Origin of the sequence: Pseudomonas sp. MAG733B (assembly GCF_036884845.1) — a bacterium.
Taxonomy (GTDB): Bacteria; Pseudomonadota; Gammaproteobacteria; order Pseudomonadales; family Pseudomonadaceae; genus Aquipseudomonas.
The window spans coordinates 1,674,340-1,701,294 of the sequence record NZ_CP145732.1 but is presented as its reverse complement, the minus strand read 5'-3'; the positions used below and the strand labels follow the sequence as shown (position 1 = coordinate 1,701,294).

General features: G+C 60.6%; 22 protein-coding genes. 12 read left to right on the top strand and 10 right to left on the bottom strand.

What is annotated here, in order from left to right:
- Positions 1 to 23 precede the first annotated feature (23 nt).
- From lon to cmoB, 5 genes are all read left to right on the top strand, one after another.
- Positions 24 to 2,441 carry an endopeptidase La gene (gene lon, locus V6Z53_RS07685; RefSeq protein WP_338584939.1) on the top strand — a complete coding sequence of 806 codons (2,418 nt, stop codon included), beginning with the start codon at positions 24 to 26 and terminating at the stop codon, positions 2,439 to 2,441.
- A gap of 207 nt (positions 2,442 to 2,648) precedes the next feature.
- Positions 2,649 to 3,041, top strand: coding sequence for a protease inhibitor I42 family protein (locus V6Z53_RS07680; protein ID WP_338584938.1), 393 nt, complete (start codon positions 2,649 to 2,651; stop codon positions 3,039 to 3,041).
- 2 nt (positions 3,042 to 3,043) lie between these two features.
- Positions 3,044 to 3,679 (top strand): lysoplasmalogenase, encoded by a 636-nt coding sequence (locus V6Z53_RS07675; protein ID WP_338584937.1) that lies wholly within the window; start codon positions 3,044 to 3,046, stop codon positions 3,677 to 3,679.
- 203 nt (positions 3,680 to 3,882) lie between these two features.
- Positions 3,883 to 4,662, top strand: a complete 780-nt coding sequence (gene cmoA / locus V6Z53_RS07670; protein WP_338584936.1) for a carboxy-S-adenosyl-L-methionine synthase CmoA — start codon at positions 3,883 to 3,885, stop codon at positions 4,660 to 4,662.
- Positions 4,659 to 5,615, top strand: coding sequence for a tRNA 5-methoxyuridine(34)/uridine 5-oxyacetic acid(34) synthase CmoB (gene cmoB, locus V6Z53_RS07665; RefSeq protein WP_338584935.1), 957 nt, complete (start codon positions 4,659 to 4,661; stop codon positions 5,613 to 5,615). The genes cmoA and cmoB overlap by 4 nt, the downstream gene beginning before the upstream one ends.
- A gap of 136 nt (positions 5,616 to 5,751) precedes the next feature.
- On the opposite strand, the gene tadA is transcribed toward cmoB, so the two are convergent.
- Positions 5,752 to 6,249: a tRNA adenosine(34) deaminase TadA gene (gene tadA / locus V6Z53_RS07660; protein ID WP_338584934.1), complete on the bottom strand. Its 498-nt coding sequence runs from the start codon at positions 6,247 to 6,249 to the stop codon at positions 5,752 to 5,754.
- On the bottom strand, positions 6,249 to 7,625 hold the full coding sequence (locus V6Z53_RS07655; RefSeq protein WP_338584933.1) for a multicopper oxidase family protein: 1,377 nt from the start codon (positions 7,623 to 7,625) through the stop codon (positions 6,249 to 6,251). The genes tadA and V6Z53_RS07655 overlap by 1 nt, the downstream gene beginning before the upstream one ends.
- Before the next feature lie 222 nt (positions 7,626 to 7,847).
- On the opposite strand from V6Z53_RS07655, the gene V6Z53_RS07650 reads away from it, so the two are divergent.
- Positions 7,848 to 12,404, top strand: coding sequence for a membrane-targeted effector domain-containing toxin (locus V6Z53_RS07650; protein WP_338584932.1), 4,557 nt, complete (start codon positions 7,848 to 7,850; stop codon positions 12,402 to 12,404).
- An 84-nt stretch (positions 12,405 to 12,488) separates the two neighbouring features.
- Here the strand turns inward: V6Z53_RS07650 and guaA are convergent, their stop codons facing one another.
- From guaA to V6Z53_RS07610, 8 genes are all read right to left on the bottom strand, one after another.
- On the bottom strand, positions 12,489 to 14,066 hold the full coding sequence (guaA, locus tag V6Z53_RS07645) for a glutamine-hydrolyzing GMP synthase (protein ID WP_338584931.1): 1,578 nt from the start codon (positions 14,064 to 14,066) through the stop codon (positions 12,489 to 12,491).
- A gap of 99 nt (positions 14,067 to 14,165) precedes the next feature.
- Positions 14,166 to 15,635 carry an IMP dehydrogenase gene (gene guaB, locus V6Z53_RS07640; RefSeq protein WP_056855201.1) on the bottom strand — a complete coding sequence of 490 codons (1,470 nt, stop codon included), beginning with the start codon at positions 15,633 to 15,635 and terminating at the stop codon, positions 14,166 to 14,168.
- A 186-nt stretch (positions 15,636 to 15,821) separates the two neighbouring features.
- On the bottom strand, positions 15,822 to 16,370 hold the full coding sequence (locus tag V6Z53_RS07635) for a sugar ABC transporter ATPase (RefSeq protein WP_338584930.1): 549 nt from the start codon (positions 16,368 to 16,370) through the stop codon (positions 15,822 to 15,824).
- A gap of 184 nt (positions 16,371 to 16,554) precedes the next feature.
- Positions 16,555 to 17,736: a formate-dependent phosphoribosylglycinamide formyltransferase gene (gene purT, locus V6Z53_RS07630; RefSeq protein ID WP_338584929.1), complete on the bottom strand. Its 1,182-nt coding sequence runs from the start codon at positions 17,734 to 17,736 to the stop codon at positions 16,555 to 16,557.
- Between the two features lie 77 nt (positions 17,737 to 17,813).
- On the bottom strand, positions 17,814 to 18,281 hold the full coding sequence (locus tag V6Z53_RS07625) for a preQ0 transporter (RefSeq protein WP_338584928.1): 468 nt from the start codon (positions 18,279 to 18,281) through the stop codon (positions 17,814 to 17,816).
- Between the two features lie 193 nt (positions 18,282 to 18,474).
- Positions 18,475 to 18,690 (bottom strand): DUF1289 domain-containing protein, encoded by a 216-nt coding sequence (locus V6Z53_RS07620; RefSeq protein WP_338584927.1) that lies wholly within the window; start codon positions 18,688 to 18,690, stop codon positions 18,475 to 18,477.
- Positions 18,687 to 19,211, bottom strand: coding sequence for a gamma carbonic anhydrase family protein (locus V6Z53_RS07615; RefSeq protein ID WP_150701971.1), 525 nt, complete (start codon positions 19,209 to 19,211; stop codon positions 18,687 to 18,689). The genes V6Z53_RS07620 and V6Z53_RS07615 overlap by 4 nt, the downstream gene beginning before the upstream one ends.
- 55 nt (positions 19,212 to 19,266) lie before the next feature.
- The gene (locus V6Z53_RS07610) at positions 19,267 to 19,866 is read right to left on the bottom strand and encodes a CoA pyrophosphatase (RefSeq protein WP_338584926.1); all 600 of its coding nucleotides are present in this window, start codon (positions 19,864 to 19,866) and stop codon (positions 19,267 to 19,269) included.
- Between the two features lie 147 nt (positions 19,867 to 20,013).
- Between V6Z53_RS07610 and V6Z53_RS07605 the strand changes: the two genes are divergently transcribed.
- The 6 genes from V6Z53_RS07605 to ptsP all read left to right on the top strand — a co-directional run bounded on the left by V6Z53_RS07605 (position 20,014) and on the right by ptsP (position 26,943).
- Positions 20,014 to 20,562: an NUDIX hydrolase gene (locus V6Z53_RS07605; protein WP_338584925.1), complete on the top strand. Its 549-nt coding sequence runs from the start codon at positions 20,014 to 20,016 to the stop codon at positions 20,560 to 20,562.
- Between the two features lie 52 nt (positions 20,563 to 20,614).
- Positions 20,615 to 21,118, top strand: coding sequence for a L,D-transpeptidase family protein (locus tag V6Z53_RS07600; RefSeq protein ID WP_338584924.1), 504 nt, complete (start codon positions 20,615 to 20,617; stop codon positions 21,116 to 21,118).
- 291 nt (positions 21,119 to 21,409) lie between these two features.
- The gene (locus tag V6Z53_RS07595) at positions 21,410 to 22,141 is read left to right on the top strand and encodes a GntR family transcriptional regulator (protein WP_338584923.1); all 732 of its coding nucleotides are present in this window, start codon (positions 21,410 to 21,412) and stop codon (positions 22,139 to 22,141) included.
- Between the two features lie 21 nt (positions 22,142 to 22,162).
- A complete protein-coding gene (gene nagA, locus V6Z53_RS07590) occupies positions 22,163 to 23,269 on the top strand; it encodes an N-acetylglucosamine-6-phosphate deacetylase (protein ID WP_338584922.1) in 1,107 nt (368 codons plus the stop codon).
- A complete protein-coding gene (locus tag V6Z53_RS07585; protein ID WP_338584921.1) occupies positions 23,250 to 24,272 on the top strand; it encodes an SIS domain-containing protein in 1,023 nt (340 codons plus the stop codon). Before nagA ends, V6Z53_RS07585 begins: the two co-directional genes overlap by 20 nt.
- A 154-nt stretch (positions 24,273 to 24,426) precedes the next feature.
- On the top strand, positions 24,427 to 26,943 hold the full coding sequence (gene ptsP / locus V6Z53_RS07580) for a phosphoenolpyruvate--protein phosphotransferase (protein ID WP_338584920.1): 2,517 nt from the start codon (positions 24,427 to 24,429) through the stop codon (positions 26,941 to 26,943).
- The last annotated feature ends 12 nt before the right edge of the window (positions 26,944 to 26,955 follow it).

Below are 26,955 nucleotides of genomic sequence, written 5' to 3'. Positions count from 1 at the left end.
ATACCCATTGCGCAGGTGCCCCCATGAGCGACCAGCAAGAATTCCCTGAAGACCCGAGCGAATACGCCGATCCGGAAAACGCCCCGCACCATAACCCCGGCAAAGGCCTGGCCCTGCCCGGCCAGAACCTGCCGGACAAGGTCTACATCATCCCGATCCACAACCGACCGTTCTTCCCGGCCCAGGTGCTGCCGGTCATCGTCAATGAAGAGCCTTGGGCCGAGACCCTCGACCTGGTCGCCAAATCCGATCACCACTCCCTGGCCCTGTTCTACATGGACACGCCCCAGGAAGATCCGCGCCACTTCGACACTTCCGCGTTGCCGCTGTACGGCACGCTGGTCAAGGTGCACCACGCCAGCCGCGAAAACGGCAAACTGCAATTCGTCGCCCAGGGCCTGACCCGCGTTCGCATCCGTACCTGGCTCAAGCACCATCGCCCGCCGTATCTGGTGGAAGTCGAATACCCGCACCAGCCCACCGAGCCGACCGATGAGGTCAAGGCCTACGGCATGGCGCTGATCAATGCGATCAAGGAACTGCTGCCGCTCAACCCGCTGTACAGCGAAGAGCTGAAGAATTACCTCAACCGCTTCAGCCCCAACGATCCGTCGCCGCTGACCGACTTCGCCGCCGCCCTCACCTCGGCCACCGGCAATGAATTGCAGGAAGTGCTCGACTGCGTGCCGATGCTCAAGCGCATGGAAAAAGTCCTGCCGATGCTGCGCAAGGAAGTCGAAGTCGCGCGCCTGCAAAAAGAGATTTCCGCGGAAGTAAACCGCAAGATCGGTGAGCACCAGCGCGAGTTCTTCCTCAAGGAACAGCTCAAGGTCATCCAGCAAGAACTGGGGCTGACCAAGGACGACCGCAGCGCCGACCTCGAACAGTTCGAACAGCGGCTGGTGGGCAAAGTCCTGCCGGCGCAGGTGCAGAAACGCCTCGAAGAAGAAATGAACAAGCTGTCGATCCTCGAAACCGGTTCGCCGGAGTATGCGGTCACCCGCAATTACATCGACTGGGCGACCTCGGTGCCGTGGGGCGTGTACGGCGACGACAAACTCGACCTCAAGCACGCGCGCAAGGTGCTGGATAAACACCACGCTGGCCTCGACGACATCAAGGACCGAATCCTCGAATTCCTCGCCGTCGGCGCCTATAAAGGCGAGATCAGCGGCTCTATCGTGCTGCTGGTCGGCCCGCCGGGTGTGGGCAAGACCAGCGTCGGCAAATCCATCGCCGAATCCCTTGGCCGGCCGTTCTACCGCTTCAGCCTCGGTGGCATGCGCGACGAAGCCGAGATCAAGGGCCATCGCCGCACCTACATCGGCGCGCAGCCGGGCAAACTGGTGCAGGCGTTGAAAGACGTCGAAGTGATGAACCCGGTGATCATGCTCGACGAAATCGACAAGATGGGCCAAAGCTACCAGGGCGACCCGGCCTCGGCGCTGCTGGAAACCCTCGATCCGGAGCAGAACGTCGAATTCCTCGACCACTATCTCGACTTGCGGATGGACCTGTCGAAAGTGCTGTTCATCTGCACCGCCAACACCCTGGATTCGATTCCCGGCCCGCTGCTGGACCGGATGGAAGTGATTCGCCTGTCGGGCTACATCACCGAAGAAAAAGTCGCCATCGCCAAGCGTCACCTGTGGCCCAAGCAACTTGAAAAAGCAGGTGTATCGAAAGGCAGCCTGAGCATCAGCGACAACGCGCTCAAGGCGCTGATCGACGGCTACGCCCGTGAAGCCGGCGTGCGTCAGTTGGAGAAAAACCTCGGAAAACTGGTACGCAAAGCGGTGATGAAACTGCTCGACGAACCGAAAGCAGTGATCAAGCTCGGCCCGAAAGACCTGGAAACCTCGCTGGGTAAACCGGTGTTCCGCAACGAGCAAGTGCTGTCGGGCACCGGCGTGATCACCGGGCTGGCCTGGACGAGCATGGGCGGCGCGACATTGCCGATTGAAGCGACGCGCATCCATACCCTGAACCGTGGTTTCAAACTCACCGGGCAACTGGGTGATGTGATGAAAGAATCCGCGGAAATCGCCTACAGCTACGTCAGTTCCAACCTGAAGTCGTTTGGTGGAGATCCGAAATTCTTCGATGAAGCCTTCGTGCACCTTCACGTCCCGGAAGGTGCGACACCGAAGGACGGCCCAAGCGCTGGCGTAACCATGGCCAGTGCCCTGCTCTCGCTAGCGCGCAATCAGGCGCCGAAAAAAGGTGTGGCCATGACCGGCGAACTGACGTTGACCGGGCATGTACTGCCGATTGGCGGGGTGCGTGAAAAGGTGATTGCGGCGCGGCGGCAGAAGATTTTCGAGCTGATCTTGCCGGAAGCCAACCGGGGGAATTTCGAGGAACTGCCGGAGTATCTGAAGGAAGGGATTACCGCGCACTTTGCCAAGCGGTTTGCGGATGTGGCGAAGGTGTTGTTCTGATAGTTCTGTAGCGCCTGCACCAAAGTCTTCGCGAGCAAGCCCGCTCCCACATTAGGCCGAGTTACTAGCTAACTACGCGATCCAATGTGGGAGCGGGCTTGCTCGCGAAGGCGTCAGCACTGACAGCACCAAATCCCAGCCCTGTCACAATTTGTCTCATCTCGGTTATGCTCGCCGTTCGTCGTGAACGCCGGAGCCACTGACCTTATGTCCCCCACTCGCCTGTTTGTCCCCCTCACCCTCGCCTTGCTGGCCGGATGCGCCACGCAACCGAAACACAACGTGACCGTGGAAAAACAAAGCGAATGCCCGGTGAAACTCACCAGCGGACAAAACCTGATTCTGACCCTGCCGAGCAACCCGACCACGGGTTACCGCTGGTCAATCCAGGATTCGGCCGGTGGCGTGTTGCACGCGTTGGGGCCAGAGGTTTATCGAAACCCGGAAGATGCCGGTATCGTCGGCGCAGCCGGTGTCTCGACCTGGCGCTTCCAGGCCTTCGCCCCCGGCACCGGGCGCTTGCGCCTGACCTCGCAACAGCCATGGGCGCCGGAAGTGCTGCCGGTTGATTCGTTCGACTGCGCAATCTCGGTGAACTGACCGTGGGCTGGCTGATTCTGGCGCTGATGGGCGCGGTGACGTTTCTCTATGGCCTGAGCGTGCATGCCTCGCTGCTCTGCCTGCTGGTCAAACCGCTGCCCGTACTGGCCCTGCTCGGCTGGCTGCATGACGCACCGCCCAGCGAATACCGGCGCTGGATCAGCCTCGGTTTGATCTTATCCCTGCTCGGCGATGTGTTGCTGGCGTGGCCGGGGGATTTGTTTGTGTTTGGCCTGGGCGCGTTTCTGGTCGCTCATCTGGCCTATCTGAAAGCTTATCTAAGCGACTGCCGGCGTCTGGCCCTGCTGCCGCTGATTATTGCCCTCGGCGTCGGTGCAGTGCTGTTGGGAATTCTGATTTCCCATGGTCTGGGGCCATTGCTGGTTCCGGTGATCGTCTACGGCCTGGCCATCAGCGCCATGCTCTGGCGCGCACTGGCCCGGCTCGGCACTGATGTACCCAAGCGTTCGGCGCTGTTGGCGGCGGGTGGTGCGGTGGCGTTTGTGTTCTCGGATAGCGTGATTGGCATCAGCCGCTTTGTGATGCCGTTTGATGCGGCGCCTTATGTGATCATCCTCAGTTATTGGTTGGGGCAGTGGGGTATCACAGCCTCGGCGTTCACCCAAAACAAACGCTGAACCCTGTGGCGAGGGAGCTTGCTCCCGCTGGGTTGCGAAGCAGCCCCTCATTCCTACTGACAAAACGCGCAAGCCGATTGACGACTGCTGCGCAGCCGAGCGGGAGCAAGCTCCCTCGCCACAATGGGGTTACCCTCCATAAATCATGGTGAGCCCCCCGCTTTATCAGACAACCCGCGCATCCCCGCGCCAACTTGGCTAAAATGCCGGCCTTTTCCACCTACACCGCTGGAACCGCCGTGAGCAAAGAATCCGATCGCCTTTTCGCCCAGCCTTTGGCCCAGGTGCCTGACTTCGCCTTTAACGAGGACGTGGTGCGGGTGTTCCCGGACATGATCAAGCGCTCGGTACCGGGTTACCCGACCATCGTGGAAAACCTCGGCGTGCTCGCCGCGCAGTTCGCCCAGCCCAACAGCGTGCTGTACGACCTGGGCTCGTCGCTGGGCGCCGTGACCCAAGCCCTGCGCCGCCACGTGCGCACCGACGGTTGCCGCGTTATCGCTGTGGATAACTCGGCGGCGATGGTCGAACGCTGCCGCGAGTACCTCAACGGTCAGGATTCGATGTTCCAGGAGCTGCTGCCGGTCGAAGTGATCGAGGGCGACATCCTCGCCCTCGAATTCAAACCTGCCTCGGTGGTCGCGCTGAACTTCACCCTGCAATTCATCGCCCCGGACCAGCGCACCGCATTGCTGTCGCGCATCCGTCAGTCGCTGTTGCCGGGTGGTGCGCTGATCCTCTCGGAAAAACTGCGTTTTGAAGACGAGCAGGAGCACGCGCTGCTCACCGACCTGCACATCGCCTTCAAACGCGCCAACGGCTACAGCGAACTGGAAATTGCCCAGAAGCGCAGCGCCATCGAAAACGTCATGAAGCCCGACAGCCTCGAAGAACACCGCGAGCGCCTGTTGGCGGCCGGGTTCTCGAAAGTCGTGCCGTGGTTCCAGTGTCTTAACTTTGCCTCGTTGATTGCCTTGCCATGATTGATCTGTCTCCCCTCGCCCGCCGTCTGGCCGGCACGCCGCTGGCCAATTGGGCCAACACCCTGCAGCGTCAACTCGACAAGAAAATGGAAAAGGGTCACGGCGACCTTGAGCGCTGGCAAAGCGCGCTGGATGCCTTGCCGAAGATCCAGCCGAGCGAAGTCGATTTGCTCAACGGCTTGAAGCTCGATACCGATTGCAGCGACGAAACCCGCGCACAAATGCGCACCGCGTTGATGGGCCTGTCGCCATGGCGCAAAGGGCCGTTCGATCTGTTTGGTGTGCACGTCGACACCGAATGGCGCTCGGACTGGAAATGGTCGCGGGTCTCACCGCATCTGGACCTCAAAGGCAAACGCATCCTCGATGTCGGCTGCGGCAACGGCTACTACATGTGGCGCATGCTCGGCGCCGGTGCCGACAGCGTGATCGGTGTCGACCCGAACTGGCTGTTCTTCTGCCAGTTCCAGGCGGTGCAGCGTTACCTGTCCGAGCCGAATGCCTGGCACTTGCCCTTCCCCTTCGAAGACCTGCCGCCGGAACTCGAAGGTTTCGACACGGTGTTCTCCATGGGCGTGTTCTACCACCGTCGCTCGCCGATCGAGCATTTGCTGGCGCTGAAGGATTGCCTGGTCAAGGGCGGTGAACTGGTGCTGGAAACGTTGGTGGTCGAAGGCGACAAGCATCAGGTGCTGGTGCCGGAAGACCGCTACGCGCAGATGCGTAACGTGTGGTTCCTGCCGTCCGTGCCGGCACTGGAATTGTGGTTGCGGCGTGCCGGTTTCACGGACGTGAAGTGTGTGGATGTGAGCACCACCACCGTTGAAGAGCAGCGCGGGACGGAGTGGATGAAGTATCAGTCGCTGAGCGACTTCCTTGATCCCGAAGATCACAGCAAGACGATTGAAGGGCTGCCGGCGCCGATGCGGGCGGTGATTGTGGCGAAGAAGTAACCCATCTTTTCCGAACACAGCAAAAACCTGTGGGAGCTGGCTTGCCAGCGATAGCGGTGGTTCAGTCGGCATCAATGTTTGATGTGCCGATGCCATCGCTGGCAAGCCAGCTTCCACAGGGTTTGGTGTTGTTTTTTTAGTCTGATGCTTTGGCGCGCCGGGCCTTGAAGAACTCGCTCAGAACAGCCCCACACTCCTCCGCCAACACCCCACCCTCATACAACACCCGGTGATTCAAAAAGCCCTGGGTAAAAAACTGTCCCTGGCTCTGCACAATCCCCGCTTTCGGCTCCAGCGCGCCATACACCACGCGCGCGATCCGCGAATGCACGATCAGCCCGGCGCACATGCTGCACGGCTCCAGCGTGACGTACAGCGTACTGCCCGTCAGACGATAGTTGCTGACGGCCTGGGCGGCGGCGCGGATGGCGACCATCTCGGCATGGGCGCTCGGGTCGTTGCCGCTGATCGGGCAATTGAAGCCACGACCGATGATTTCACCGTCCTGCACCAGCACCGCGCCCACCGGCACTTCGCCGAGGGCGGCACCTTGGGCCGCCAGTGCCAGCGCTTCACGCATGAAGTCTTGGTCACGGCTGCGGTCGATGATCGCGGCGGGACGAATCTGACGCATCACGCCACCTCGATAGCGGCCATCAGGCCGGTTTCCATGTGATCGATCACGTGGCAGTGGAACATCCACACGCCGGGATTATCTGCCACCAGCGCCACTTGCGCGCGCTCGTTCTTGCCCAGCAGATAGGTGTCGGTGAAATACGGAATGACTTTGTGCCGATTCGAGGCAATGACCTTGAAGCTCATGCCGTGCAGGTGAATCGGGTGTTGATACTGAGTCATGTTCTTCAATTCGAAAATGTAGCTCTTGCCCTTTTCGAGCTTGGCAATCGGCCGATCGGCGCAGGTCTTGTCGGTGATGTCCCAGGCCTTGCCGTTGATCTGCCACAGGCTGGGCGGCTTGCCGTTTTCGACATTGACCGACACCGAGCCGACCCATTCGAAATTGAAGTTGAGTTTCTCGGCGTTGGCCAGGTCCGGTTCGGCCACCGGGTTGGCGGGCAGCGCGGGTGGCCATTCGTTTGGCGCATCGGTATTGGCCACCGAACGGAACGTCCCCAGGCGTACCGGACCGTTGCGCAAGGACAACTCTTCACCGGCCGCCGGGGCCTTGATCGCCAGGCAAATGCGCATGCCGGGGCCGAGCCAGTATTCCTTGCCCATCGGGCGCGGTTCTACCGGGTTGCCGTCCAGCGCATAGATCTGCGCCTCGACACCGGGAATGTTCAGACGATAGGTCAGGGTGTTGTCGAGGTTCAGCAGCCGTACCCGAGTGATCTGCCCGGCAGGCAGGTCGATGACCGGCAGCGGCACTCCGTTGATGGTCGACAGGCGCCCCGCCGTGCCACCACGGGCCGCTTCACGGGGAATGCTGAACTCGACGAAGCTACCCTGTTCATCGATGTGCCAGTTTTTCAGGCTCAGGGTCTTTTCGTATTTGAAACCGGTTGGTTCGCGTTCTTCGACAATCAACGGTCCGACGAGGCCACGACCTAGTTCCTCGCTGCTGTTCACATGTGGGTGATACCAGTAGCTGCCGGCGTCCGGCACACGGAATTTGTAGTCGAAATATTCCCCCGGCAGCACCGGAAGTTGCGACACGTAAGGCACGCCATCCATTTCCAGCGGCAAACGAATGCCGTGCCAGTGAATGGTCGTGGCGACCGGCAGGTGGTTGATGAAACGCACCCGCAGCCATTCGCCCTGGCGCACCCGCAACTCGGTGCCCGGCGCCGATGGGCCGAACGCCCAGGCCGGGGTCTTGTGCCCCACCACCAGCTCGACGTCCAGCGGCGCCGCGATCAGCTCATAGTCGTGGCCCGCTTCGGCGTCGGCGCGCTTGCCCAGCCAGTATCGCGACGCGCCACCCGCACCGACACCCACGACAACAAGACCGGCCAGGCCACCGAGAATTTGGCGACGGGTAAAGGACATGAACTCAACTACCTCACGAATCAGCGACAGGCACGAAGGCCTGAAAAAGGCGAATACGATACACCTGCAACTGCGAAACAGTAAGGGCAGCGCGGCGGATGGACGCAGTTGGCCTTGGGCCCTACACGATTTCGACCGAGAAAAAGGCATAACTATGTAGTGCACTTCGATTTAACGAGCGAAGCATGCTCGGCATTCGAATTCTCAAGGAAAGAAAGTGCAATGAGCTCGACAGATACCCGCCCGCTACCCAACGCGGCCGACAAGGCCGCACTCAAGGCCATCGCCACCACCATCATTCAGACCTGCCCCAGCCTGCAAGACACCGCTCACGAGGTCGCCGCAGATTTGCTCAAGAAGTACGCCATCACCGGGCTCGATCCTGACAAGGTTTACTTCCATCGCTTCGACGCGTCTCAAAGCAGTTCGAAAGCCTTTACCGGCTGGGAACATGTCCATGCCACGCCAACCTCCACCATGACCCTGACGCAGTTGGTGATCCACCGCTTTCGTGTCGCCGACCAGGACAACGCCGATTTGCTCGACGTGTATGGCGGTTTCTATACCGTTGGCCCCCACGCCGATATCTACAACGAAACCAACGAAGTGCGCCTGCATGGCAACGAGGTGCTGAAGTACTTCTGGAGTGTCGATTTCAGTTCGCTGTACAACGAGCGGCTGACGCACTTCTGGGACAATTCCGGCAGCGATTTCCGCACGTTGGCCAAATGCAACTTCCTCATCAAGGCCGTGCAGGCGCGGGACAAGCGGCAGTTGAGTGATGAGGATTTCCAGTTCCTTATCCAAGCCGCGATCGGCTCGCTCACCTGGCCTGTCAGCCTGCAAATGCTGCAAGCGCAACACCCCTGCACCGGTAGCGTTCGCACCCTCGATGTCGCGGGTTACGTCGCCATCAGCGCGCTTCGCTTTGTCGCTCCCAAAGGCCGGCAGATTGTCTACCTGCCCGGCGAAACCGAAGCCTTCAAAGTGCTGGAAACCGCGACGGACATGCACTTCTGGATGTTGTTGCAGATGAACAAGAAAGAACGGCGTCGACCGTTCATGACGCATTTCTCCCAGGCCGACCGGCAGGAAATCGACGAGAACATCGCCGACCTCCTGAATCGCCTGGTCAGCACCTGGAGCAAGTACGACCATCACCTGATCAACCAGAAAAACCAGATCATCACCGGTGACGCCTTCAGCTGGCTGCGCGACTCAACCAAGGATGCGATGTTCGCCGAGGCCGAGCTCTCGCTGACTTCCAATGGCGATCTGCGCAAAAAACTCTGGCTCGGCTACCTCAGCGCCGGTGTGAAAGTCTTCGGCCCAATGGCGGTGGTCGGTTGGCCGGTCGCACTACCCGTGATCGGCGCCAGCATCGCCAGTATCGGTTTGAACATTGATCAGGCGGTGAACGCCAAAACCGCCGCAGAACGCAAAGCCGGAATTCTGGGTGCCGTTCTTAGCGGCATTGATCTGCTGTTCAACGTACTCGTCCTCAAAGGCCCGGGTTCGCTGGAAGAAATTGGCCCGCAGATTGAAGCGGCCGAAGCCAAGGAGATGGCCGATCTGATTGAGTCGACGCAACCGGGCGAAGGCACTGGAGCAGCAACCGAAGTACCTGTTGAGGACACACAGATCGCATCCGGTCTGCCCAAAGACAGCACCCCGTCTGTGCCGGACAACTTCAAAATCGATCAATTGCTGAGTGACGACTCACTGGTCCGTGAGCCCGGTAAATTCCAAGGTATTCATCAACTCGCCTCAAACCCATCGACCGCGATCACGCTCAACGACAGCGCGTATTACGTGCGATATGAAAGCGACCTCAACGGCCGTGGACACTGGGCAATCATCGACCCCGCCAACCCCAACGACTTTACGGGTTCGATTCCCGTGCGATTGAGCGCCGAAGGCAAGTGGGAAGTCATTCCTCGTCTGGGGTTGCGAGGCGGTATGGACGTGGCGCCAGATGCAAGTGCAACGAGCACTCCCGTCGTCGAGGAGTGGGCACGAGCGCAAGGCATTCATGTCCCTGGGCTCGATGACCCCGAAATGAGGGCTTGGGCGCTCGGAGGCCCCGAGGTGCGCACCCTGTTTACGACCGAATCAGGGGGAACAGCGTCTGTAAGCGAGTTCGACCTGGCTCAGGATGAACCTCGCAGAATTCTGATTGGCGATGCGAGCGCGTATTACGAACTTCATCCACCGGTGCCTCCTCTCCCCAGACCTTCTGCCGAACTGATCGAAGCCCCGGCAGAACTGTTCGAAACTGCATTCACAAACAAGCCGGGGCTGATCTTCGGCGAGAGCCGCGGCTGTGTCGGAAGTAAACAATTCCTGATCAAAAACATGCCCGAACTGGCTCGGCGCGGAGTGAAGACGCTATACGTGCAAGAGCTGCTCGCAAACGTCAATCAGCTCGCCCTGGACAGCTTTGCACGCACCGGAGAAATGTCCGAAGAACTGGGAAACTACCTGAAGAAACTTGATTTGAGGGCCGGCAACGATCCCGACGGTAAATTCAACTTCATGGAGCTGGTGAAAGCGGCCAATGCCCAGCGCGTAAGGGTACAGGCCATCGACATGTCTACAACCTACAACGTCAATGATGACCCGTTCGACCCGGAACCGCATAACCAGATGGCGAGAAGTTTTTTTGCCAGTGAGGTGATCAACTTCAACGAGGAATTGAAGGGATCGGCCAAATGGGTTGCCTTGGTCAATCAAGAAAACATGACGGCATTCAGAGGTTACCGGGGCATCAGCGAACAGACCAATGCCCTGAGTGTACGCATGGATGACGTAACCCCAGGACGGGCACTTCCTATCAGCTCCGATCCCGGTTTAACGGTGGAGTTTGCAGACTATCCGGACTCCCCTGTTTATGAAGCGACAGGTATGACCGACCCCGACAGCATCCAGGCGCTGATCAAAGGCGATTGGCGTGTGCAAATGGAAACCCCGTGGGCCTACAGAACCCCGCAGGATCTGCGAGCGCTGTTGCCTGAGCCGGGCATGTTCACCTTTCAGCGCTACCGGAGCAGTGTGCTGGTGGTGTATCGCAACGCCGATCTGCGAATGGCCGACAGTGTCATCCGCTCGACGCCCGGTGGACGGCTAAATCTGGATACCCCGCTCGGGCCAGCCTACGATTCCATGACGGTGGATAACTTCGAAGAACTGAAACAGGCCCTGATCGCCAAAGGCATGCGGCCGATGGGCTGGCCGGCACTTCCAGACCTGGCGCAGGCAAGCCAGCGACCGACCATCCCGGCCAACTGGCAAGCCAATGAGTTGCTTGAAGGCGAAACACTTGGCGACGAACCCGGAAAATTCCGGGGCATCTATCGACTGAACTCGAACCCTTCAACCGCCATCCTGCTGGACCATACTGCGTACTACGTTCGCTGGGAGACCGACATCGACGGCGGCGGGCATTGGGCGATAATCGACCCGGAAAATCCCCACGGCTTCTCCGACTCGATTCCCGTGCGTCTCAACGCTGAAGGTGAATGGGAAACGCTGGCGCGCGGCGGACTCGCCGGCGGTGGCAAGACGCCGCCGTTGCACCTGCCCGCCTCGGAGTACGACATACCCGAGAACTTGAAGGCCGAGTTGAAGGAAGGCGCAATCGGCCAGGACGACGATTCGTTGCGAGACGTCTATGACAGCCTCAACGAGCACGACGCTTACCGGGATTTCAAGAAGATCAGGAAACGCCTGTATCGCGACGCTTTACGCTTTTACGCCGAACTGCAATTACCCGGGCGCCCGCCGATTCCGGCCTTCAATCCTGACGCCAGTGCCGAAGAGATCATCGAGAAAATTTTCGAGCATGCCCGAGGCCTGATCATCGGTGAAAGCCATGACGCCATTGGCAGCAAACAGTGGCTGATCGAAAACATGGAGCTGTTGGCCAATAGAAACGTGAAGACGCTGTACATGGAACATCTGCTGACTGACTTCCATCAGACGGCCCTGGACGCGTTTTTCGAAACAGGCGCGATGGATAAAGACCTGGAGAATTATCTCGATGCACTCGATGTCGGCAACATGACCGACCCGCTGGGTCGCGATACCTTTCTGCAACTGGTCAAGCAGGCCCGCAATTTCAAGATCCGCGTGCAGGCGATTGATTGCATGGCCAGCTACCGGCTCAACGGAATGGAACAAATCGGGTCGCTGGAGCCTGCCATCGAGGAAACAGCACGGCAAAAAATGATGAACTACTTCGCCCGCTCGATCATTCGCAGCGACCAGGCGATGCGGGGCGCGCATAAATGGGTGGCACTGATGGGCAATTCCCACTCCAACACCTTCGAGGGCGTGGCGGGGGTCAGTGAACTGGAGGAAGCCATCGGCATTCGCGTTGAAGACGTTGCCGAAGGGATTTCCCCAGGCATCGAACCTGATCCCGGCAAAATCCTGCCCTTGGGTGGCAGCGCTTTTGACCGCAGCGCGCTGGCCAGAGGTGATTTACGCCTGCGCATCGAAACACCATGGACGGCACAGACCATGCCGGAGATCGAAGCACTCTTGTCTCGGCAAGGGATGTACACCTTGAAACTGCAACCCAACATGACCTTTCTGGTTCATCGCAGCCGCAGCAATGCGCTCGTGCGCACGATCATCGAAAGCGCGAACGGCCGCTACTACATCGAACGCCCGAGCTGGCCTTCGGTAAGCGGAAAACGCTATGGCAGCATGAAAGCGCTGCTACAGGCGCTGGACGACATGGGCCTGACGCTGGCCGGCTGGTCGAAACCGCTGTAACCCGCGCACAAAAAAGCCGTGTGAAATCGGATTTCACACGGCTTTTGTCGTTCCAGCCTTCAAACGCTCAAGACTGGCGCGGGATCATTCCCACTCAATGGTCGCTGGCGGCTTGCTCGACACGTCGTAGGTGACGCGGGAGATGCCTTCGATTTCATTGATGATGCGGCCGGAAACGGTTTCCAGCAGTTCGTAAGGCAGGTGTGCCCAACGCGCGGTCATGAAGTCGATGGTTTCTACGGCACGCAGGGCCACGACCCAGGCGTAACGACGGCCATCGCCAACAACGCCAACCGATTTCACTGGCTGGAACACCACGAATGCCTGGCTGACTTTGTGGTACCAGTCGGCTTTGCGCAGTTCTTCGATGAAGATGTGGTCGGCGCGACGCAGCAGGTCGGCGTATTCCTTCTTCACTTCACCGAGGATCCGCACGCCCAGGCCCGGGCCCGGGAACGGGTGGCGGTAGACCATGTCGTACGGCAGGCCCAGTTCCAGGCCCAGACGACGGACTTCGTCCTTGAACAGTTCGCGCAGTGGCTCGACCAGTTTCAGGTTCATCTCTTCCGGCAGGCCGCCCACGTTGTGGTGCGACTTGATCACGTGGGCCTTGCCGCTTTTCGCGCCAGCCGACTCGATCACGTCCGGGTAGATGGTGCCTTGGGCGAGGTACTTGATGTTGTCCAGTTTGTTGGACTGGGCATCGAACACGTCGATGAAGGTGCGGCCGATGATCTTGCGCTTCTTCTCCGGGTCGGCTTCGCCGGCCAGGTTGTTGAGGAACTGCTCTTCGGCGTTGGCGCGGATTACCTTGACGCCCATGTTCTCGGCGAACATGGCCATCACTTGCTCGCCTTCGTGCAGACGCAGCAGGCCGTTGTCGACGAACACGCAAGTCAGCTGGTCGCCGATGGCTTTGTGCAGCAGCGCAGCAACCACGGACGAGTCAACACCGCCGGACAGGCCGAGCAGGACGTTGTCGGTACCGACTTGGGCGCGAACCTGGGCGATGGCGTCTTCAGCGATTTTCGACGGGGTCCACAGGGCTTCACACTCGCAGATGTCGAGGATGAAGCGCGACAGGATGCGACCGCCCTGCTTGGTGTGGGTCACTTCCGGGTGGAACTGCACGCCGTAGTAGCGACGCTCATCGCTGAACATGCCGGCGATCGGGCAGCTCGGGGTGCTGGCCAGGATGTGGAAGTCTTCCGGCATCTTGGTGACTTTGTCACCGTGGCTCATCCACACGTCGAGGCCGAACAGGCCATCGGCGTCGATGTGGTCTTCGATGCCGTCGAGCAGGCGGCTCTTGCCGACCACGTCTACGCGGGCATAACCGAACTCACGCAGCTCAGAACCTTCAACCTTGCCACCCAGTTGTTCGGCCATGGTCTGCATGCCGTAGCAGATACCGAAGACCGGTACGCCCAGGTCAAAGACTGCTTGCGGGCAGCGAGGGCTGTCGGCTTCGTGAACCGACTCGGGGCCGCCGGCGAGGATGACGCCTTTAGGAGCGAATTCGCGGATCGCATCTTCGTCCATGTCGAACGGATGCAGTTCGCAATACACGCCGATTTCACGCACGCGGCGGGCGATCAGCTGGGTGTACTGGGAACCGAAGTCGAGGATCAGGATGCGGTGGGCGTGAATGTCGAGGGCCATGATTCAGTCTCGTCTAAAAAATTCGGAAACAGTCGTGATTCAGAAACAACTCGGGGCTGAATAAAACAGCCCCGGTTGCTTAGCTTGTTGCTTGAAGGCTCAACCTACGCGGTAGTTTGGCGCTTCTTTGGTGATCTGCACGTCGTGAACGTGGGACTCGGCCATGCCAGCGCCGGTGATCCGCACGAACTCAGGCTTGGTGCGCATTTCTTCGATGTCGGCGCTGCCGGTGTAGCCCATCGAGGAACGCAGGCCGCCCATCAGTTGGTGGATGATCGCGCTCAGGGTGCCCTTGTACGGAACACGCCCTTCGATGCCTTCCGGAACCAGCTTCTCGGCGCCTGCCGAGGAATCCTGGAAGTAACGGTCGGAGGAACCTTGAGCCTGGGACATGGCGCCCAGCGAACCCATGCCGCGGTAAGCCTTGTACGAACGACCCTGGAACAGTTCGATCTCGCCCGGCGCTTCTTCAGTACCGGCGAACATCGAGCCCATCATTACGCAGGAAGCACCGGCCACGATGGCCTTGGACAGGTCACCGGAGAAACGGATGCCGCCGTCGGCGATCAACGGTACGCCAGTGCCTTCAAGGGCAGCGGCAACGTTGGCGATGGCACTGATTTGCGGGACGCCGACACCGGCGACGATACGGGTGGTGCAGATCGAGCCAGGGCCGATACCGACCTTGACGGCGTCAGCGCCCGCTTCGGCCAGGGCCTTGGCAGCTGCGCCGGTGGCGATGTTGCCGCCGATCACCTGCACTTCAGGGAAATTCTGTTTGACCCAGCGCACGCGGTCGATCACGCCTTTGGAGTGACCGTGAGCGGTGTCGACCACCACCACGTCAACGCCGGCGTTGACCAGGGCAGCAACGCGGTCGCCGGTGTCTTTACCGGTGCCGACGGCAGCGCCCACGCGCAGACGACCTTGATCGTCCTTGCTGGCCAGCGGGTAAGCCTTGGCTTTTTCGATGTCGTTGACGGTCATCATGCCCTTGAGGGTGAATTTGTCGTCGACGATCAGCACGCGCTCGATGCGGTGCTTGTGCAGCAGTTCACGCACATCGTTCTTGTCGGCGCCTTCCTTGACCGTGACCAGACGCTCTTTAGGCGTCATCACTTCACGGACAGTGGCTTCCAGACGGTTCTCGAAACGCACGTCACGGGAGGTGACAATGCCGACCAGGTCGCCATTGTGCAGCACCGGAACGCCGGAGATGTTGTGCATGCGGGTGAGTTCGAACAGTTCGCGCACGGTAGCGTCGGCGTCGATGGTGATCGGATCCTTGACCACACCGGCTTCGTAACGCTTGACCTTGCGCACTTCGGCAGCTTGCTGCTCGATGGTCATGTTCTTGTGGATAATGCCGATACCACCTTCCTGAGCCATGGCGATTGCCAGACGGGCTTCAGTGACGGTGTCCATGGCGGCGGAAACCAATGGAATATTCAGTTCGATGCCACGGGTAAGGCGGGTCTTGAGACTGACTTCGTTAGGAAGCACCTCGGAATAACCGGGCACTAGGAGAATGTCGTCGAATGTCAGAGCTTCTTGGCTGATACGCAGCATCGCGGGGGCTCCCGAGCGGGAAAATGGAAGCGCGCCATTATAGTCAGACACCCCCTCGGGTTCAATGTAAAACTCTGTCTATTATCGAAGCAGTGATCAACGGGACTTTTACCACCACAGATCCGTAGGAGCACAGCTTGCTGGCGATAGCGTCCGTGAGATCGCCATCGCCAGCAAGCTGTGCTCCTACAGTTCCACTTTTACCCAACTGACCGGCTGATCCAGCCAGTCGGCGAATTCGTCGAGAAAGCTCTGTTTGAACCCGGCCTCGGCCCAGTTGTTGAAGATGAAACCGAGGTTGGAGAAGCCGCATTCCTGCAAAAACAGGAAGCCGTTGATGTCGTCTTCATGCCCGCATTCCGGGCAAGTGAAGTTATCGGTGCGCCCCGGCATCCAGTCTTCCAGGCTTTCGAACAGGGCTTCGCCAATTTCCTTGCGGCACTCGGCGCAACCCGCTTCCTCAAGGAAGCCCTTGGCCGGCGTATAGATGCAGCGCTTGGTGACGATTTCCAGGCCGTTGACCGACTCGCCAAACGGCAGGGCCTCCGGATGCAGGACCACCGCGCGGGCACCGTCGCCAATGGCGTGGGCCATGCGATTGCCGGTGCGACCGCAGGTGGTCAGCTCTTCCTGGATGATGTTCTTGCGCACCAGCCAACGCACGATCGCCCTGGCCCGGGGCTCATGCACCGGCAGCGTGGAGATTTTCGGGACGATGATGCTTTGCGAATTCATGGGGTACAGGCCTGAAGCTTTGATGAAAGGGTTGATCAACAACCCCTGTAGGAGCGAGCCTGCTCGCGATAGCGACGTCAGCATCAACATCTATGTTGAGTGTGAAATAGCTATCGCGAGCAGGCTCGCTCCTACAGTGATTTGCGGCGAGCCTATAGAAGGTATAGGCCCGCCCAAGCAGTTTTTACAGCTCGACGACTACCGCCTGCGAAGCACGGGTCGCCTTGGCGCGGGCGGCTTCGATCGATTCGTCGCGCGCCAGGGCCACGCCCATGCGGCGCTGTCCGTTGACTTCAGGCTTGCCGAACAGACGCAGCGCGGTATCCGGCTCGCTCAACGCGGCGCCCAGATTTGCGAAAGCGGTCTGGGTCGACTGCCCTTCCACCAGGATCACCGCCGAGGCCGATGGCCCGAACTGACGGATCAGCGGGATCGGCAGGCCCAGAATCGCGCGGGCGTGCAAAGCGAACTGCGACAGGTCCTGGGAAATCAACGTCACCAGACCGGTGTCATGCGGGCGCGGCGAGACTTCGCTGAACCACACCTGATCACCCTTGATGAACAACTCGACGCCAAACAGACCACGGCCACCCAAGGCCTCGGTCACGGCTTTGGCGACACGCTCGGACTCGGCCAGGGCAACCGGGCTCATGGCTTGCGGCTGCCAGGATTCCTGGTAGTCGCCCTTCTCCTGACGGTGACCGACCGGCGCGCAGAACGTGGTGCCGCCGATGTGGCGCACGGTCAGCAGGGTGATTTCGTAGTCGAAATCGATGAAGCCTTCGATGATCACGCGACCTTTGCCGGCGCGACCACCTTCTTGTGCGTAATCCCAGGCTGTTTTCACGTCTTCAAAGCTGCGCAGCAGGCTCTGGCCCTTGCCCGACGAACTCATGACTGGCTTGACCACGCATGGGAAGCCGAGGTCTTCGACGGCTTTGCTGTAATCCTCGAAGGTGTCGGCGAAGTGGTACGGCGAGGTCGGCAGGTCCAGCTCTTCGGCGGCCAGGCGACGAATGCCTTCGCGGTTCATGGTCAACTGCGTAGCGCGGGCAGTCGGGATCACGGTGAAGCCTTCGGCTTCCAGTTCCACGAGAGTCGCGGTGGCGATGGCTTCGATTTCCGGCACGATGAAGTGCGGCTTCTCGGCTTCGATCACGGCACGCAGGGCCGCGCCGTCGAGCATGTTGATCACGTGGCTGCGGTGCGCCACCTGCATGGCCGGCGCGTTGGCGTAGCGGTCCACGGCAATCACTTCAACGCCCAGGCGTTGCAGCTCGATCACCACTTCCTTGCCCAACTCGCCACAGCCACACATCAATACGCGGGTCGCGGTCGGCGACAATGGGGTTCCGATACGGGTCATCTGAAGGTCCTCAAGGAGCGGATCATCGAGGGAAGCACGCTTCCCATGGGGAGAAAGCGCGGCATTTTACATGAACTTCAGCTGACGACAGCCTGTTTGCGCAGGCGCCAGGCCATGATCAGCCATACGGCGGTCACACCGGCGAACTTCGAGCCGAGCGCAGTGAGGATCACGCCCGGGGTCAGCGCATCGATCATGCCGAAAAAGATAAAGGTATCGAGGGGAATGCTCAGCGCCGAACTTATCCACAGCCGGTCGTGAAGTGGGCGCTTGGTAATGCTGAACACCAGCCAGTCGATGCACTCGGACACCGCGAACGCCGTGGCGCTGGCCAGGGCGATGGACGGATCGGACGTAACATAAGACAGCACCAGCGCCGCCAGCATCGCCGCAATCGCACCGTGGCCAAAACGGGTTTGCACCATGTCGCGCAGGATGAACACCAGCCCGCCCCAGGCTGACCAGATGATGTCCAGGTGCGGAGCGGTGGAAAAGGCGAAGTTGATCAGCACGACGCTGCTGATGTAGGCGATCAGGAAGAACATGGGACGTGGGGATACCTGGCAGTTTTGTGCGCAGAATACTTCATCTTCGGACACAAATAATCTGTGGCGAGGGAGCTTGCTCCCGTCGGGGCGCGAAGCGGCCCTAAAATGAACGGGCGGTGTCAGATGGATTGGGAGCTGCTTCGCAGCCCAGCGGGAGCAAGCTCCCTCGCCACAAAAGCCCCCACACCATTCAGTTATTGGACTTGGTCGGCAACATCCACACCAACCCACTGGCCTTCGCCCGTTCATGACACAACCCCAGCACCTTGCGGCGTTCGGCATTGTCCATACGGCTCCAACGGGTGATTTCTTCCACCGTGCGCTGGCAACCGGTGCAGATGTCATCCTCATCCAGCGCACAAATGCTCACGCAGGGCGATGCCACCGGGCGTTCGGGCGTATTCATTCTTCCTGCTCGGCCAGATCGCGGGCGTAGCGCTGCGAGTTATGCACATAGTGAGCGGCACTGGCTTCCAGCATTTTCTTCTGCTGCTCGGTCAGCTCGCGCACAACCTTGCCCGGCGAGCCCATGACCAGCGAGCCGTCCGGAATCTCTTTGCCTTCGCCGATCAGCGAATTGGCGCCGATGATGCAATTCTTGCCGATCTTCGCGCCGTTGAGGATCACCGCGTTGATCCCGATCAGGCTGTAGTCGCCCACGGTGCAGCCATGGAGCATCGCGTTGTGGCCAATGGTCACGCCGGTACCGATGGTCAGCGGGTAGCCCATGTCGGTGTGCATCACGGTGCCGTCCTGGACGTTGCTGTTCTTGCCGATCAGGATCAGCTCATTGTCGCCGCGCAGTACGGCGTTGAACCAGACGTTGGCGCCCTCTTCCAGCTTGACCTTGCCCACCAGCACGGCATTGGGTGCGACCCAGCTCTGTGGGTGGGTTTCGACGCGGGCGTCGCCCAGACGGTATTTCATCGTGATTTTCCTCAGGGCTCAGGCAGCCGCGTTTTCAGGCCATTCGAACGATGGCTCAGGTATTGATAAAGCTTTTGGGTGGCTGGTGCAGACTGATTTTCGCGTCATAGAGCAGATTGATCAACTCGACGACCATGATCGCCGTCAGCCCCCAGATCTTGTACTCGCCGTAGCGGTAGCTCGGCACGTACCAGCTGCGGCCCTGGTAATCGATGCGGTGGGTGTGCTCACGCGGGTCTTTGCGGAAGAACTCCAGCGGAACGCTGAACACCGCGGCGATCTCGGCATCATTGGCCCGGTATTCGACGAAATCCGGAATCACGCCGACATAAGGCGTGACCTTGATGCCATGCAGGGAGATCAGCGGGCTGAGCGGGCCGATCACCTCGACCAGACCCGGCGGCAGGCCGATCTCTTCTTCGGCTTCGCGCAGGGCGGTGAAAATCAGGTCCGGGTCTTCGGGGTCACGGCGTCCGCCGGGGAAAGCGACTTCGCCGCCATGGGTCGAGAGCCCGCTGGCACGCAGGGTCAACACCAGTTCCGGTTCGTCACTGCGGGTGATGGGCACCAGTACGGCGGCCTCGGGGAAACGGCGGTCGGTCTCCAGCGTGCGCGGTGTGTGGTTGCTTACCCGATGCAGTAGCTCGTCCAGCATGAGTGTTCTCGATCTGTGCCTTACCCGGCATCATGCACCAATCGCTGCGGCCGCCCAACCCCCGCAACAGCCCCATGTCGCGAAACGGCAACTTGCCGACAGACACCGCCGCACGCCAAGATAGGCGCAGCATTCAGGAACCCAAGCATGAAATTTTGCAGTCAGTGCGGCAACCCGGTGACCCAGCGCATTCCCGAAGGCGATTCACGCCTGCGTTTTGTCTGCGACAGCTGTCACACCATTCATTACCAGAACCCCAATATCGTCGCTGGCTGCGTCGCGACCTGGGGCACCAAGGTCTTGCTCTGCCGCCGCGCGATAGAGCCGCGCCTGGGTTACTGGACCCTGCCCGCCGGTTTCATGGAGAACGGTGAGACCATCGAGCAGGCGGCCATTCGCGAAACCGCCGAGGAAGCCTGCGCCCGGGTGCGCAACCTGAGCATCTATACGCTGATCGATGTGCCGCACATCAGCCAGGTGCATGTGTTCTTCCGCGCCGAACTGGCGGACCTGGACTTTGCCGCCGGTCCCGAGAGCCTGGAAGTGCAACTATTCGACGAAGTGGACATTCCGTGGGACGAGCTGGCTTTCCGCACAGTGGGCCGTACCTTAGAATGCTTCTTCGCTGACCGGCGGACCGAGGTCTACCCCGTGCGGTCCGAATCGATCCCGCCGCTTGCTCAGCCTGCCAACTAAAAAAACACCTATAAATATATATAGTCGCGACACCTCCTGGGGAATCGTTTCAATGCGCTGGTTGCTTGCCCTGTTCTGTTTGTCGTTCGTAGCGGTGTCCCAGGCTTCGGCCGTGGGATCGCTCGACGGCAAGGTCATCGAGAAAGTCCTGGTTCTCAAGTCTTCCCATCAATTGCAATTGATCAATGACGGCAAGCCGATCAAGACCTATCGCATTTCCCTCGGCAAACGCCCCAAGGGACAGAAGCTGATGGAAGGCGATAAACGCACGCCAGAAGGCTTCTATTGGCTCGACTGGCGCAAGACCAGTGAAAAATTCAACCTGGCGATGCACATTTCCTACCCGAACATCAGCGACTCCGCCCGTTCACGGCGTGAAGGCGTCGATCCCGGCGGCATGATCATGATCCATGGCACGCCGGACACCGAAGACAATCCCGAGCAACTGTTCCACACCCTGGACTGGACCGACGGCTGCATCGCCATGCGCAACATGGACATGCGCGAAGTCTGGAACCTGGTGCCGGATGGCACGATGATCGAAATCCGCCCGTAATTCCCCACGACCATTGGTCGCCCTCGAAAAATAAATTCAAGAGATCGCAGCCTGCGACAGCTCCTACAGGGTGAATACCATTTCCCTCTGTAGGAGCTGCCGCAGGCTGCGATCTTTGTCGTTCTAAATTCCAGCGCTAATACCACTTCAAACCAACCTGCTTCCAGCCGTCCAGATTCAGGGCGTTTTCACGCGTCTACGGTCAAGCACTGCGTTGACATGGTATTCAAGTGGTATTAATTTTCCGGCACACCGAGCGACAATTCCTACATACGTTTCGGACAGCCAACCATGAACGACCTCAAGGCCTTGCGCCCCGACGACACCCAACCCACGCCGCTTTACCTGCAACTGGCGCGCAATCTGGAAGCGGCGATTCATGCCGGCCAGTGGAAAGCCGAGCAGGCAATGCCGTCGGAACGCAATCTGAGCGAAATGCTCGGCATCTCCCGTGTCACCGCTCGCAAGGCGTTGGAAGTGCTGTTCGAACAAGGCCTGATCCGCCGCAACCAAGGCTCCGGCACGTTCATCACGCCGCGCCTGGAACAACCGCTGTCGCGTCTTTCCGGTTTCAGCGAAATGCTCCGCCTCAAGGGCTTCGTGCCTGGCTCGCAATGGCTGGAGCGAGAAATCACCCTGCCCACCCACGAAGAACTGATCCGCCTCGGCCTGTCGCCCAACGACAAAGTTGCGCGCCTCAAACGCCTGCGCAAGGCCGACGACACCGTGATGGCCATCGAGATGAGCACCCTGCCTGCCTCGATCATTCCCAAGCCGCAAGCAGTCGGCGACTCCCTTTACGAATACCTCGACGGCATCGGCAAACCAATCGTCCGCGCGTTGCAGCACATTCAGGCGATCAATGCCTCGGACGAGTTCGCCGCACTGGTCGGCATTGCCCCCGGCACCGCCATGCTGCTGATGACCCGTGTCGGCTACCTCGAAGACAACACGCCCATAGAAGTCACCGACACCTATTGCCGCAACGACTACTACGACTTTGTGGCTGAGCTGCGTCGCTAAGCCGAACATCGAGAACAGATCATGTCCGAAGACAACATCCTCACCGCCCACGGCTGGGTTCGCGGCCGACTGGTTCACGAACACGGCAAAGTCGTGTCAATCGAAGGCCTGCCCTGCGATCCGGCAGACAACGACCTGCCTTACCTGCTCCCGGGTTTCATCGACCTGCACGTTCACGGCGGTGGCGGCAAAGACATCATGGAAGGCGCACCCGCCTTCGAAACCATCACCAAAACCCACGTACGCTTCGGCACCACATCGCTGCTGGCCACCACCATGACTGCGCCGAGCGAGGAAATCTCCAGCGTGCTCAAAGCCGTCGGCGAGTTCTGTGAGCAGCGCCCAAAAGGCAGCGCCCGAGTCCTCGGCGTGCACCTCGAAGGCCCGTATATCAACCCCGGCAAACTCGGTGCCCAACCGAATTTCGCCCACACCGCGCTGATGGCCGAAGTCGAAGAGTATCTGGCGCTGGCACCGATTCGCGTCATCACCATCGCCCCGGAAATCGCCGGTCACGATGCCCTGATTCGCGCCCTCAGCAGCCGAGGTGTGCGCATGCAGATCGGCCATACACTCGGCAGCTACGAGGAAGGCGTCGCCGCGCTGGAAGCCGGCGCGACCAGTTTCACCCACCTCTATAACGCCATGAGCCCGTTACATCACCGCGAGCCGGGCATCGTCGGCGCGGCACTGGCCCACGCCAAATTCGCCGAGCTGATTCCCGACTTGCTGCACGTGCACCCCGGCGCGATCCGCGTGGCCCTGCGTTCGATCCCGTGCCTGTATTGCGTCACTGACTCGACCGCCGCCGCCGGCATGCCCGACGGTGAATACAAGCTCGGCAGCCACACCGTGACCAAATGCCTGGGCGGCGTGCGTCTGCCGGACGGCACGCTGGCGGGTAGCACGCTGACCATGGATCAGGCCCTGCGCAACCTGGTGAAGATCGGTTTGCCGATCGCCGAGGCCTCGCGGCGTCTGTCGCAATTCCCCGCCGATTACCTCGGCATCACCGAACGCGGGCGCCTGCAACCGGGTGCCTGGGCCGACTGCGTGCGGCTGGATCGCTCACTGAAACTGACCGCCGTCATGGTCGAAGGAGAAGACATTGACTTCAAAAATGCTTGAAGAGGCGCTGTCCTCGTTCGAGGCCGTGCAAGCCCAATTGCAGCAACTCGACCCGCAGATGATCGAGATTGCCGGGCGCCTGCGCCGTCAACCGCCGCAAGTGGTGATGACCGTCGCGCGCGGCAGCTCCGACCACGCGGCCAGTTACTTCGCCTACCTGAGCATGCAACTGCTGGGCTATCCGGTGGCCTCGTTGCCGATGTCGGTGGTGACCATGCAGCAGGCTCCGCTGAAGGTCAGCGGCCAGGTGGCGTTCGCCTTCTCGCAATCGGGGCAAAGTCCTGACCTGGTCAACAGCCTGCGCCTGTTGCGTAAACGCGGTGCCTTGAGCGTTTCGCTGGTCAACGCCGCAGATTCGCCGCTGGAAGCCGCCTGCGAATTCAGCCTGCCGCTGTTGGCCGGTACCGAAAGCAGCGTCGCCGCGACCAAGAGTTTTATCGCCACCCTCAGCGCCAGCGCCCGGTTGATCGGCCACTGGAAAGAAGATGCCGAATTGCTCGAAGCCGGTCGCGCCTTGCCCGAAGGCCTGCGCGAGGCAGCGCAACAGGACTGGCGCCCGGCCATCGACGCCTTGCGCGATTGCCAGCGCTTGATGGTGATCGGCCGTGGCGCCGGATTCGCCATCGCTCAGGAAGCGGCGCTCAAGTTCAAGGAAACCTCGGCGATCCAGGCCGAAGCCTTCAGCAGCGCTGAAGTGCGCCATGGCCCGATGGCGTTGATCGGCGATAACTATCCGCTGCTGGTTTTCGCCCCACGGGGTGCCGAGCAGGCCGGTTTGCTGAGTCTGGCCGCCGACATGCGCCAACGCGGCGCCCGGGTATTGCTGGCGGCGCCGGATGACGTGCTCGAACGCGACCTGACCCTGACCCGCGCCGAACACCCGGCCCTCGATCCGATCCTGGCGATCCAGAGCTTCTACGTAATGGCCGCCGGCCTGGCAGTTGCGCGCGGCATGGACCCAGATCAGCCACGGCACCTGAGCAAAGTCACGCGTACGCACTAAAGGCAACCCCACACCCCTGTAGGAGCTGAGCTTGCTCGCGATGACGGCATTACAGCCGCAGATGAACTTTCGGATGTACCGACGTCATCGCGAGCAAGCTCGGCTCCTACAGGGGGCGTGTCGATCCGAATTATGTTTTCAATGAGACCGAGCCATGCACAAAAACAATAAAGAGCTGACCCTCAGCGCCCCGCTCAGCGGCCCGGTGCTCACGCTCGCCAAAGTCCCGGATGCGGTGTTCGCCAGCGGCGCCATGGGTGACGGGATCGCCATCGACCCGTTGAACGATACCCTGCACGCGCCCTGCGCCGGTGTCGTGGTACACGTCGCGCGCACCGGCCACGCCGTGACCCTGCGTGCCGACAACGGCGCCGAATTGCTGTTGCACTTGGGCCTCGACACGGTCGAACTGCAAGGCCAGGGCTTTACCATGCTGGTGCAGGAAGGTGCGCGGGTCGCCAACGGCCAGCCGCTGCTGCGCTATGACCAGGACAAGGTCGCGCAACAGTGCAAAAGCCTGGTCAGCCTGCTGATCCTCACCAACAGCCAGGACTTTCAGGCTCGGCCCATCACGCTCAAATCGGTGAAGGTCGGCGAGCCGTTGTTGCACATCATTCGCCGCAACGGCGTTGGCGCTCATTCTGAAGTGGAGTTTGTCGGCGAAGAGCAGATCGGCCACATCCGCATCGCCCATCGCGGCGGTTTGCACGCGCGGCCCGCCGCACTGATCCGGCAAACTGCACAAGGCTTCAAGAGCAAATCGCAGCTGCATTTCGCCGGCAAATCGGCAACCTGTGACAGCCTGATCGGGCTCATGGGATTGGCCATCGGCGAACAGGACGAAGTGCAAGTCAGCTGCCAGGGTCCGGATGCCGAAGCCGCGTTGCAAGCCTTGTTGATCGCCTTGTCCACAGCGTTGGCCGAAGAACATCACGCCGTCGCGCCACCTCCAATGTCCCAACACAATCGTGCGGCTGAAGCGGGTGTGTTGCACGGTGTCTGTGCGGCACCGGGGTTGGTCGGCGGACCGCTGTTTCGCCTGAACTCGATCAGCCTGCCGACGGATGCCGGGCACAATGATCCGGCGCAACAACGACAAGCCCTCGACACCGCGCTAACCCAGGTGCGCAGTGAAATCGCCGGCACCCTGGCCCAGGCCAGAAAACACAAAAGCTCTGACGAAGAGGCCATCTTCGCCGCGCACATCGCGCTGCTGGAAGACCCGGCATTGCTCGATGCCGCCGATCACTCCATAGAACTCGGCACGGCCGCAACTCATGCCTGGAGCCAATCGATCGACGCGCAGTGCGACGTGCTCCAGCAATTGGGCAGTTCGCTGCTGGCCGAACGCGCCAACGACCTGCGCGACCTCAAGCAACGGGTGCTGCGCGCCCTGCTCGGCGAAGCCTGGCATTACGATGTGCCACCGGGTGCCATCGTCGCCGCCCATGAGTTGACCCCATCGGATTTGCTGCAACTGAGTCAGCAAGGCGTCGCCGGGTTTTGCATGGCCGAGGGTGGCGCGACCTCTCACGTGGCGATTCTTGCGCGGGGCAAAGGCTTGCCGTGCATGGTTGCCCTGGGTTCGTCGCTGCTGGATCAGGAGCAGGGCCAAGCGGTGGTGCTGGATGCCGACGGCGGTCGCCTCGAACTGATCCCGACTGCCGAACGTCTGGCCGAAGTGCGTGACGCGCAACGTGCTCAACAACAGCGCCGCACCGAGCAACAGGCGCAGGCGCACACCCCGGCGCAAACCCTTGATGGCGTGCGAATTGAAGTCGCGGCCAACGTGGCATCCAGCACTGAAGCGGCCGACGCCTTGGCCAACGGCGCCGATGGCGTCGGTCTGCTGCGAACCGAGTTCCTCTTTGTAGACCGCCACACCGCGCCGGACGAACTGGAACAGCGTCACGCCTATCAAGCAGTGCTCGATGCCATGGGCGACAAGTCTGTGATCATCCGCACCATCGACGTCGGCGGCGACAAGCAACTCGACTATCTACCATTGCCCGCCGAAGCCAACCCGGTGTTGGGCCTGCGCGGCATTCGTCTGGCTCAGGCCCGCCCGGAAATCCTCGACCAGCAACTGCGCGCGCTGCTGCACGTTACGCCGCTGTCGCGTTGCCGGATCCTGTTGCCGATGGTGACCGAAGTCGATGAGCTGCTGCACATCCGCCAGCGTCTCGACGCCCTGTGTACCGAACTCGGCCTGACGCAACGCCCGGAGCTGGGCGTCATGATCGAAGTCCCGGCCGCAGCACTGCTGGCCGAGCAACTGGCCGAACACGCGGACTTCCTGTCCATCGGCACCAACGACCTGTCGCAATACACCCTGGCCATGGACCGTGACCACGCCGGTCTCGCCTCGCGGGTCGATGCCTTGCATCCGGCGCTGCTGCGATTGATCGCCCAAACCTGCGCCGGTGCTGCGCAGCATCAACGTTGGGTCGGAGTCTGCGGGGCACTGGCGTCTGATCCGCTGGCGACGCCCGTATTGATCGGACTGGGCGTGAGCGAACTGTCGGTGAGCCCGGTGCAGATCGGTGAAATCAAGGACCGCGTGCGCCACCTCGACGCCAGCGAATGCCGGCGCATCAGCCACGACCTGCTCAAACTGAGCAGCGCCAGCGCGGTGCGTCACGCCTGTCATCAGCATTGGCCTCTGAGCTAAAGAACAAAAAGA

What these genes read in the sequence shown, in the direction of transcription:
- tadA (WP_338584934.1), bottom strand. Translation starts at nt 6,249, where the DNA reads ATGCGTCAGATTCGTCCCGCCGCGATCATCGACCGCAGCCGTGACCAA.
- V6Z53_RS07595 (WP_338584923.1), top strand. Translation starts at nt 21,410, where the DNA reads ATGAACGACCTCAAGGCCTTGCGCCCCGACGACACCCAACCCACGCCG.
- nagA (WP_338584922.1), top strand. Translation starts at nt 22,163, where the DNA reads ATGTCCGAAGACAACATCCTCACCGCCCACGGCTGGGTTCGCGGCCGA.
- V6Z53_RS07605 (WP_338584925.1), top strand. Translation starts at nt 20,014, where the DNA reads ATGAAATTTTGCAGTCAGTGCGGCAACCCGGTGACCCAGCGCATTCCC.
- V6Z53_RS07615 (WP_150701971.1), bottom strand. Translation starts at nt 19,211, where the DNA reads ATGAAATACCGTCTGGGCGACGCCCGCGTCGAAACCCACCCACAGAGC.
- V6Z53_RS07610 (WP_338584926.1), bottom strand. Translation starts at nt 19,866, where the DNA reads ATGCTGGACGAGCTACTGCATCGGGTAAGCAACCACACACCGCGCACG.
- V6Z53_RS07625 (WP_338584928.1), bottom strand. Translation starts at nt 18,281, where the DNA reads ATGTTCTTCCTGATCGCCTACATCAGCAGCGTCGTGCTGATCAACTTC.
- cmoB (WP_338584935.1), top strand. Translation starts at nt 4,659, where the DNA reads ATGATTGATCTGTCTCCCCTCGCCCGCCGTCTGGCCGGCACGCCGCTG.
- ptsP (WP_338584920.1), top strand. Translation starts at nt 24,427, where the DNA reads ATGCACAAAAACAATAAAGAGCTGACCCTCAGCGCCCCGCTCAGCGGC.
- V6Z53_RS07650 (WP_338584932.1), top strand. Translation starts at nt 7,848, where the DNA reads ATGAGCTCGACAGATACCCGCCCGCTACCCAACGCGGCCGACAAGGCC.
- V6Z53_RS07600 (WP_338584924.1), top strand. Translation starts at nt 20,615, where the DNA reads ATGCGCTGGTTGCTTGCCCTGTTCTGTTTGTCGTTCGTAGCGGTGTCC.
- lon (WP_338584939.1), top strand. Translation starts at nt 24, where the DNA reads ATGAGCGACCAGCAAGAATTCCCTGAAGACCCGAGCGAATACGCCGAT.
- purT (WP_338584929.1), bottom strand. Translation starts at nt 17,736, where the DNA reads ATGACCCGTATCGGAACCCCATTGTCGCCGACCGCGACCCGCGTATTG.
- V6Z53_RS07680 (WP_338584938.1), top strand. Translation starts at nt 2,649, where the DNA reads ATGTCCCCCACTCGCCTGTTTGTCCCCCTCACCCTCGCCTTGCTGGCC.
- cmoA (WP_338584936.1), top strand. Translation starts at nt 3,883, where the DNA reads ATGCCGGCCTTTTCCACCTACACCGCTGGAACCGCCGTGAGCAAAGAA.
- V6Z53_RS07620 (WP_338584927.1), bottom strand. Translation starts at nt 18,690, where the DNA reads ATGAATACGCCCGAACGCCCGGTGGCATCGCCCTGCGTGAGCATTTGT.
- guaA (WP_338584931.1), bottom strand. Translation starts at nt 14,066, where the DNA reads ATGGCCCTCGACATTCACGCCCACCGCATCCTGATCCTCGACTTCGGT.
- V6Z53_RS07655 (WP_338584933.1), bottom strand. Translation starts at nt 7,625, where the DNA reads ATGTCCTTTACCCGTCGCCAAATTCTCGGTGGCCTGGCCGGTCTTGTT.
- guaB (WP_056855201.1), bottom strand. Translation starts at nt 15,635, where the DNA reads ATGCTGCGTATCAGCCAAGAAGCTCTGACATTCGACGACATTCTCCTA.
- V6Z53_RS07635 (WP_338584930.1), bottom strand. Translation starts at nt 16,370, where the DNA reads ATGAATTCGCAAAGCATCATCGTCCCGAAAATCTCCACGCTGCCGGTG.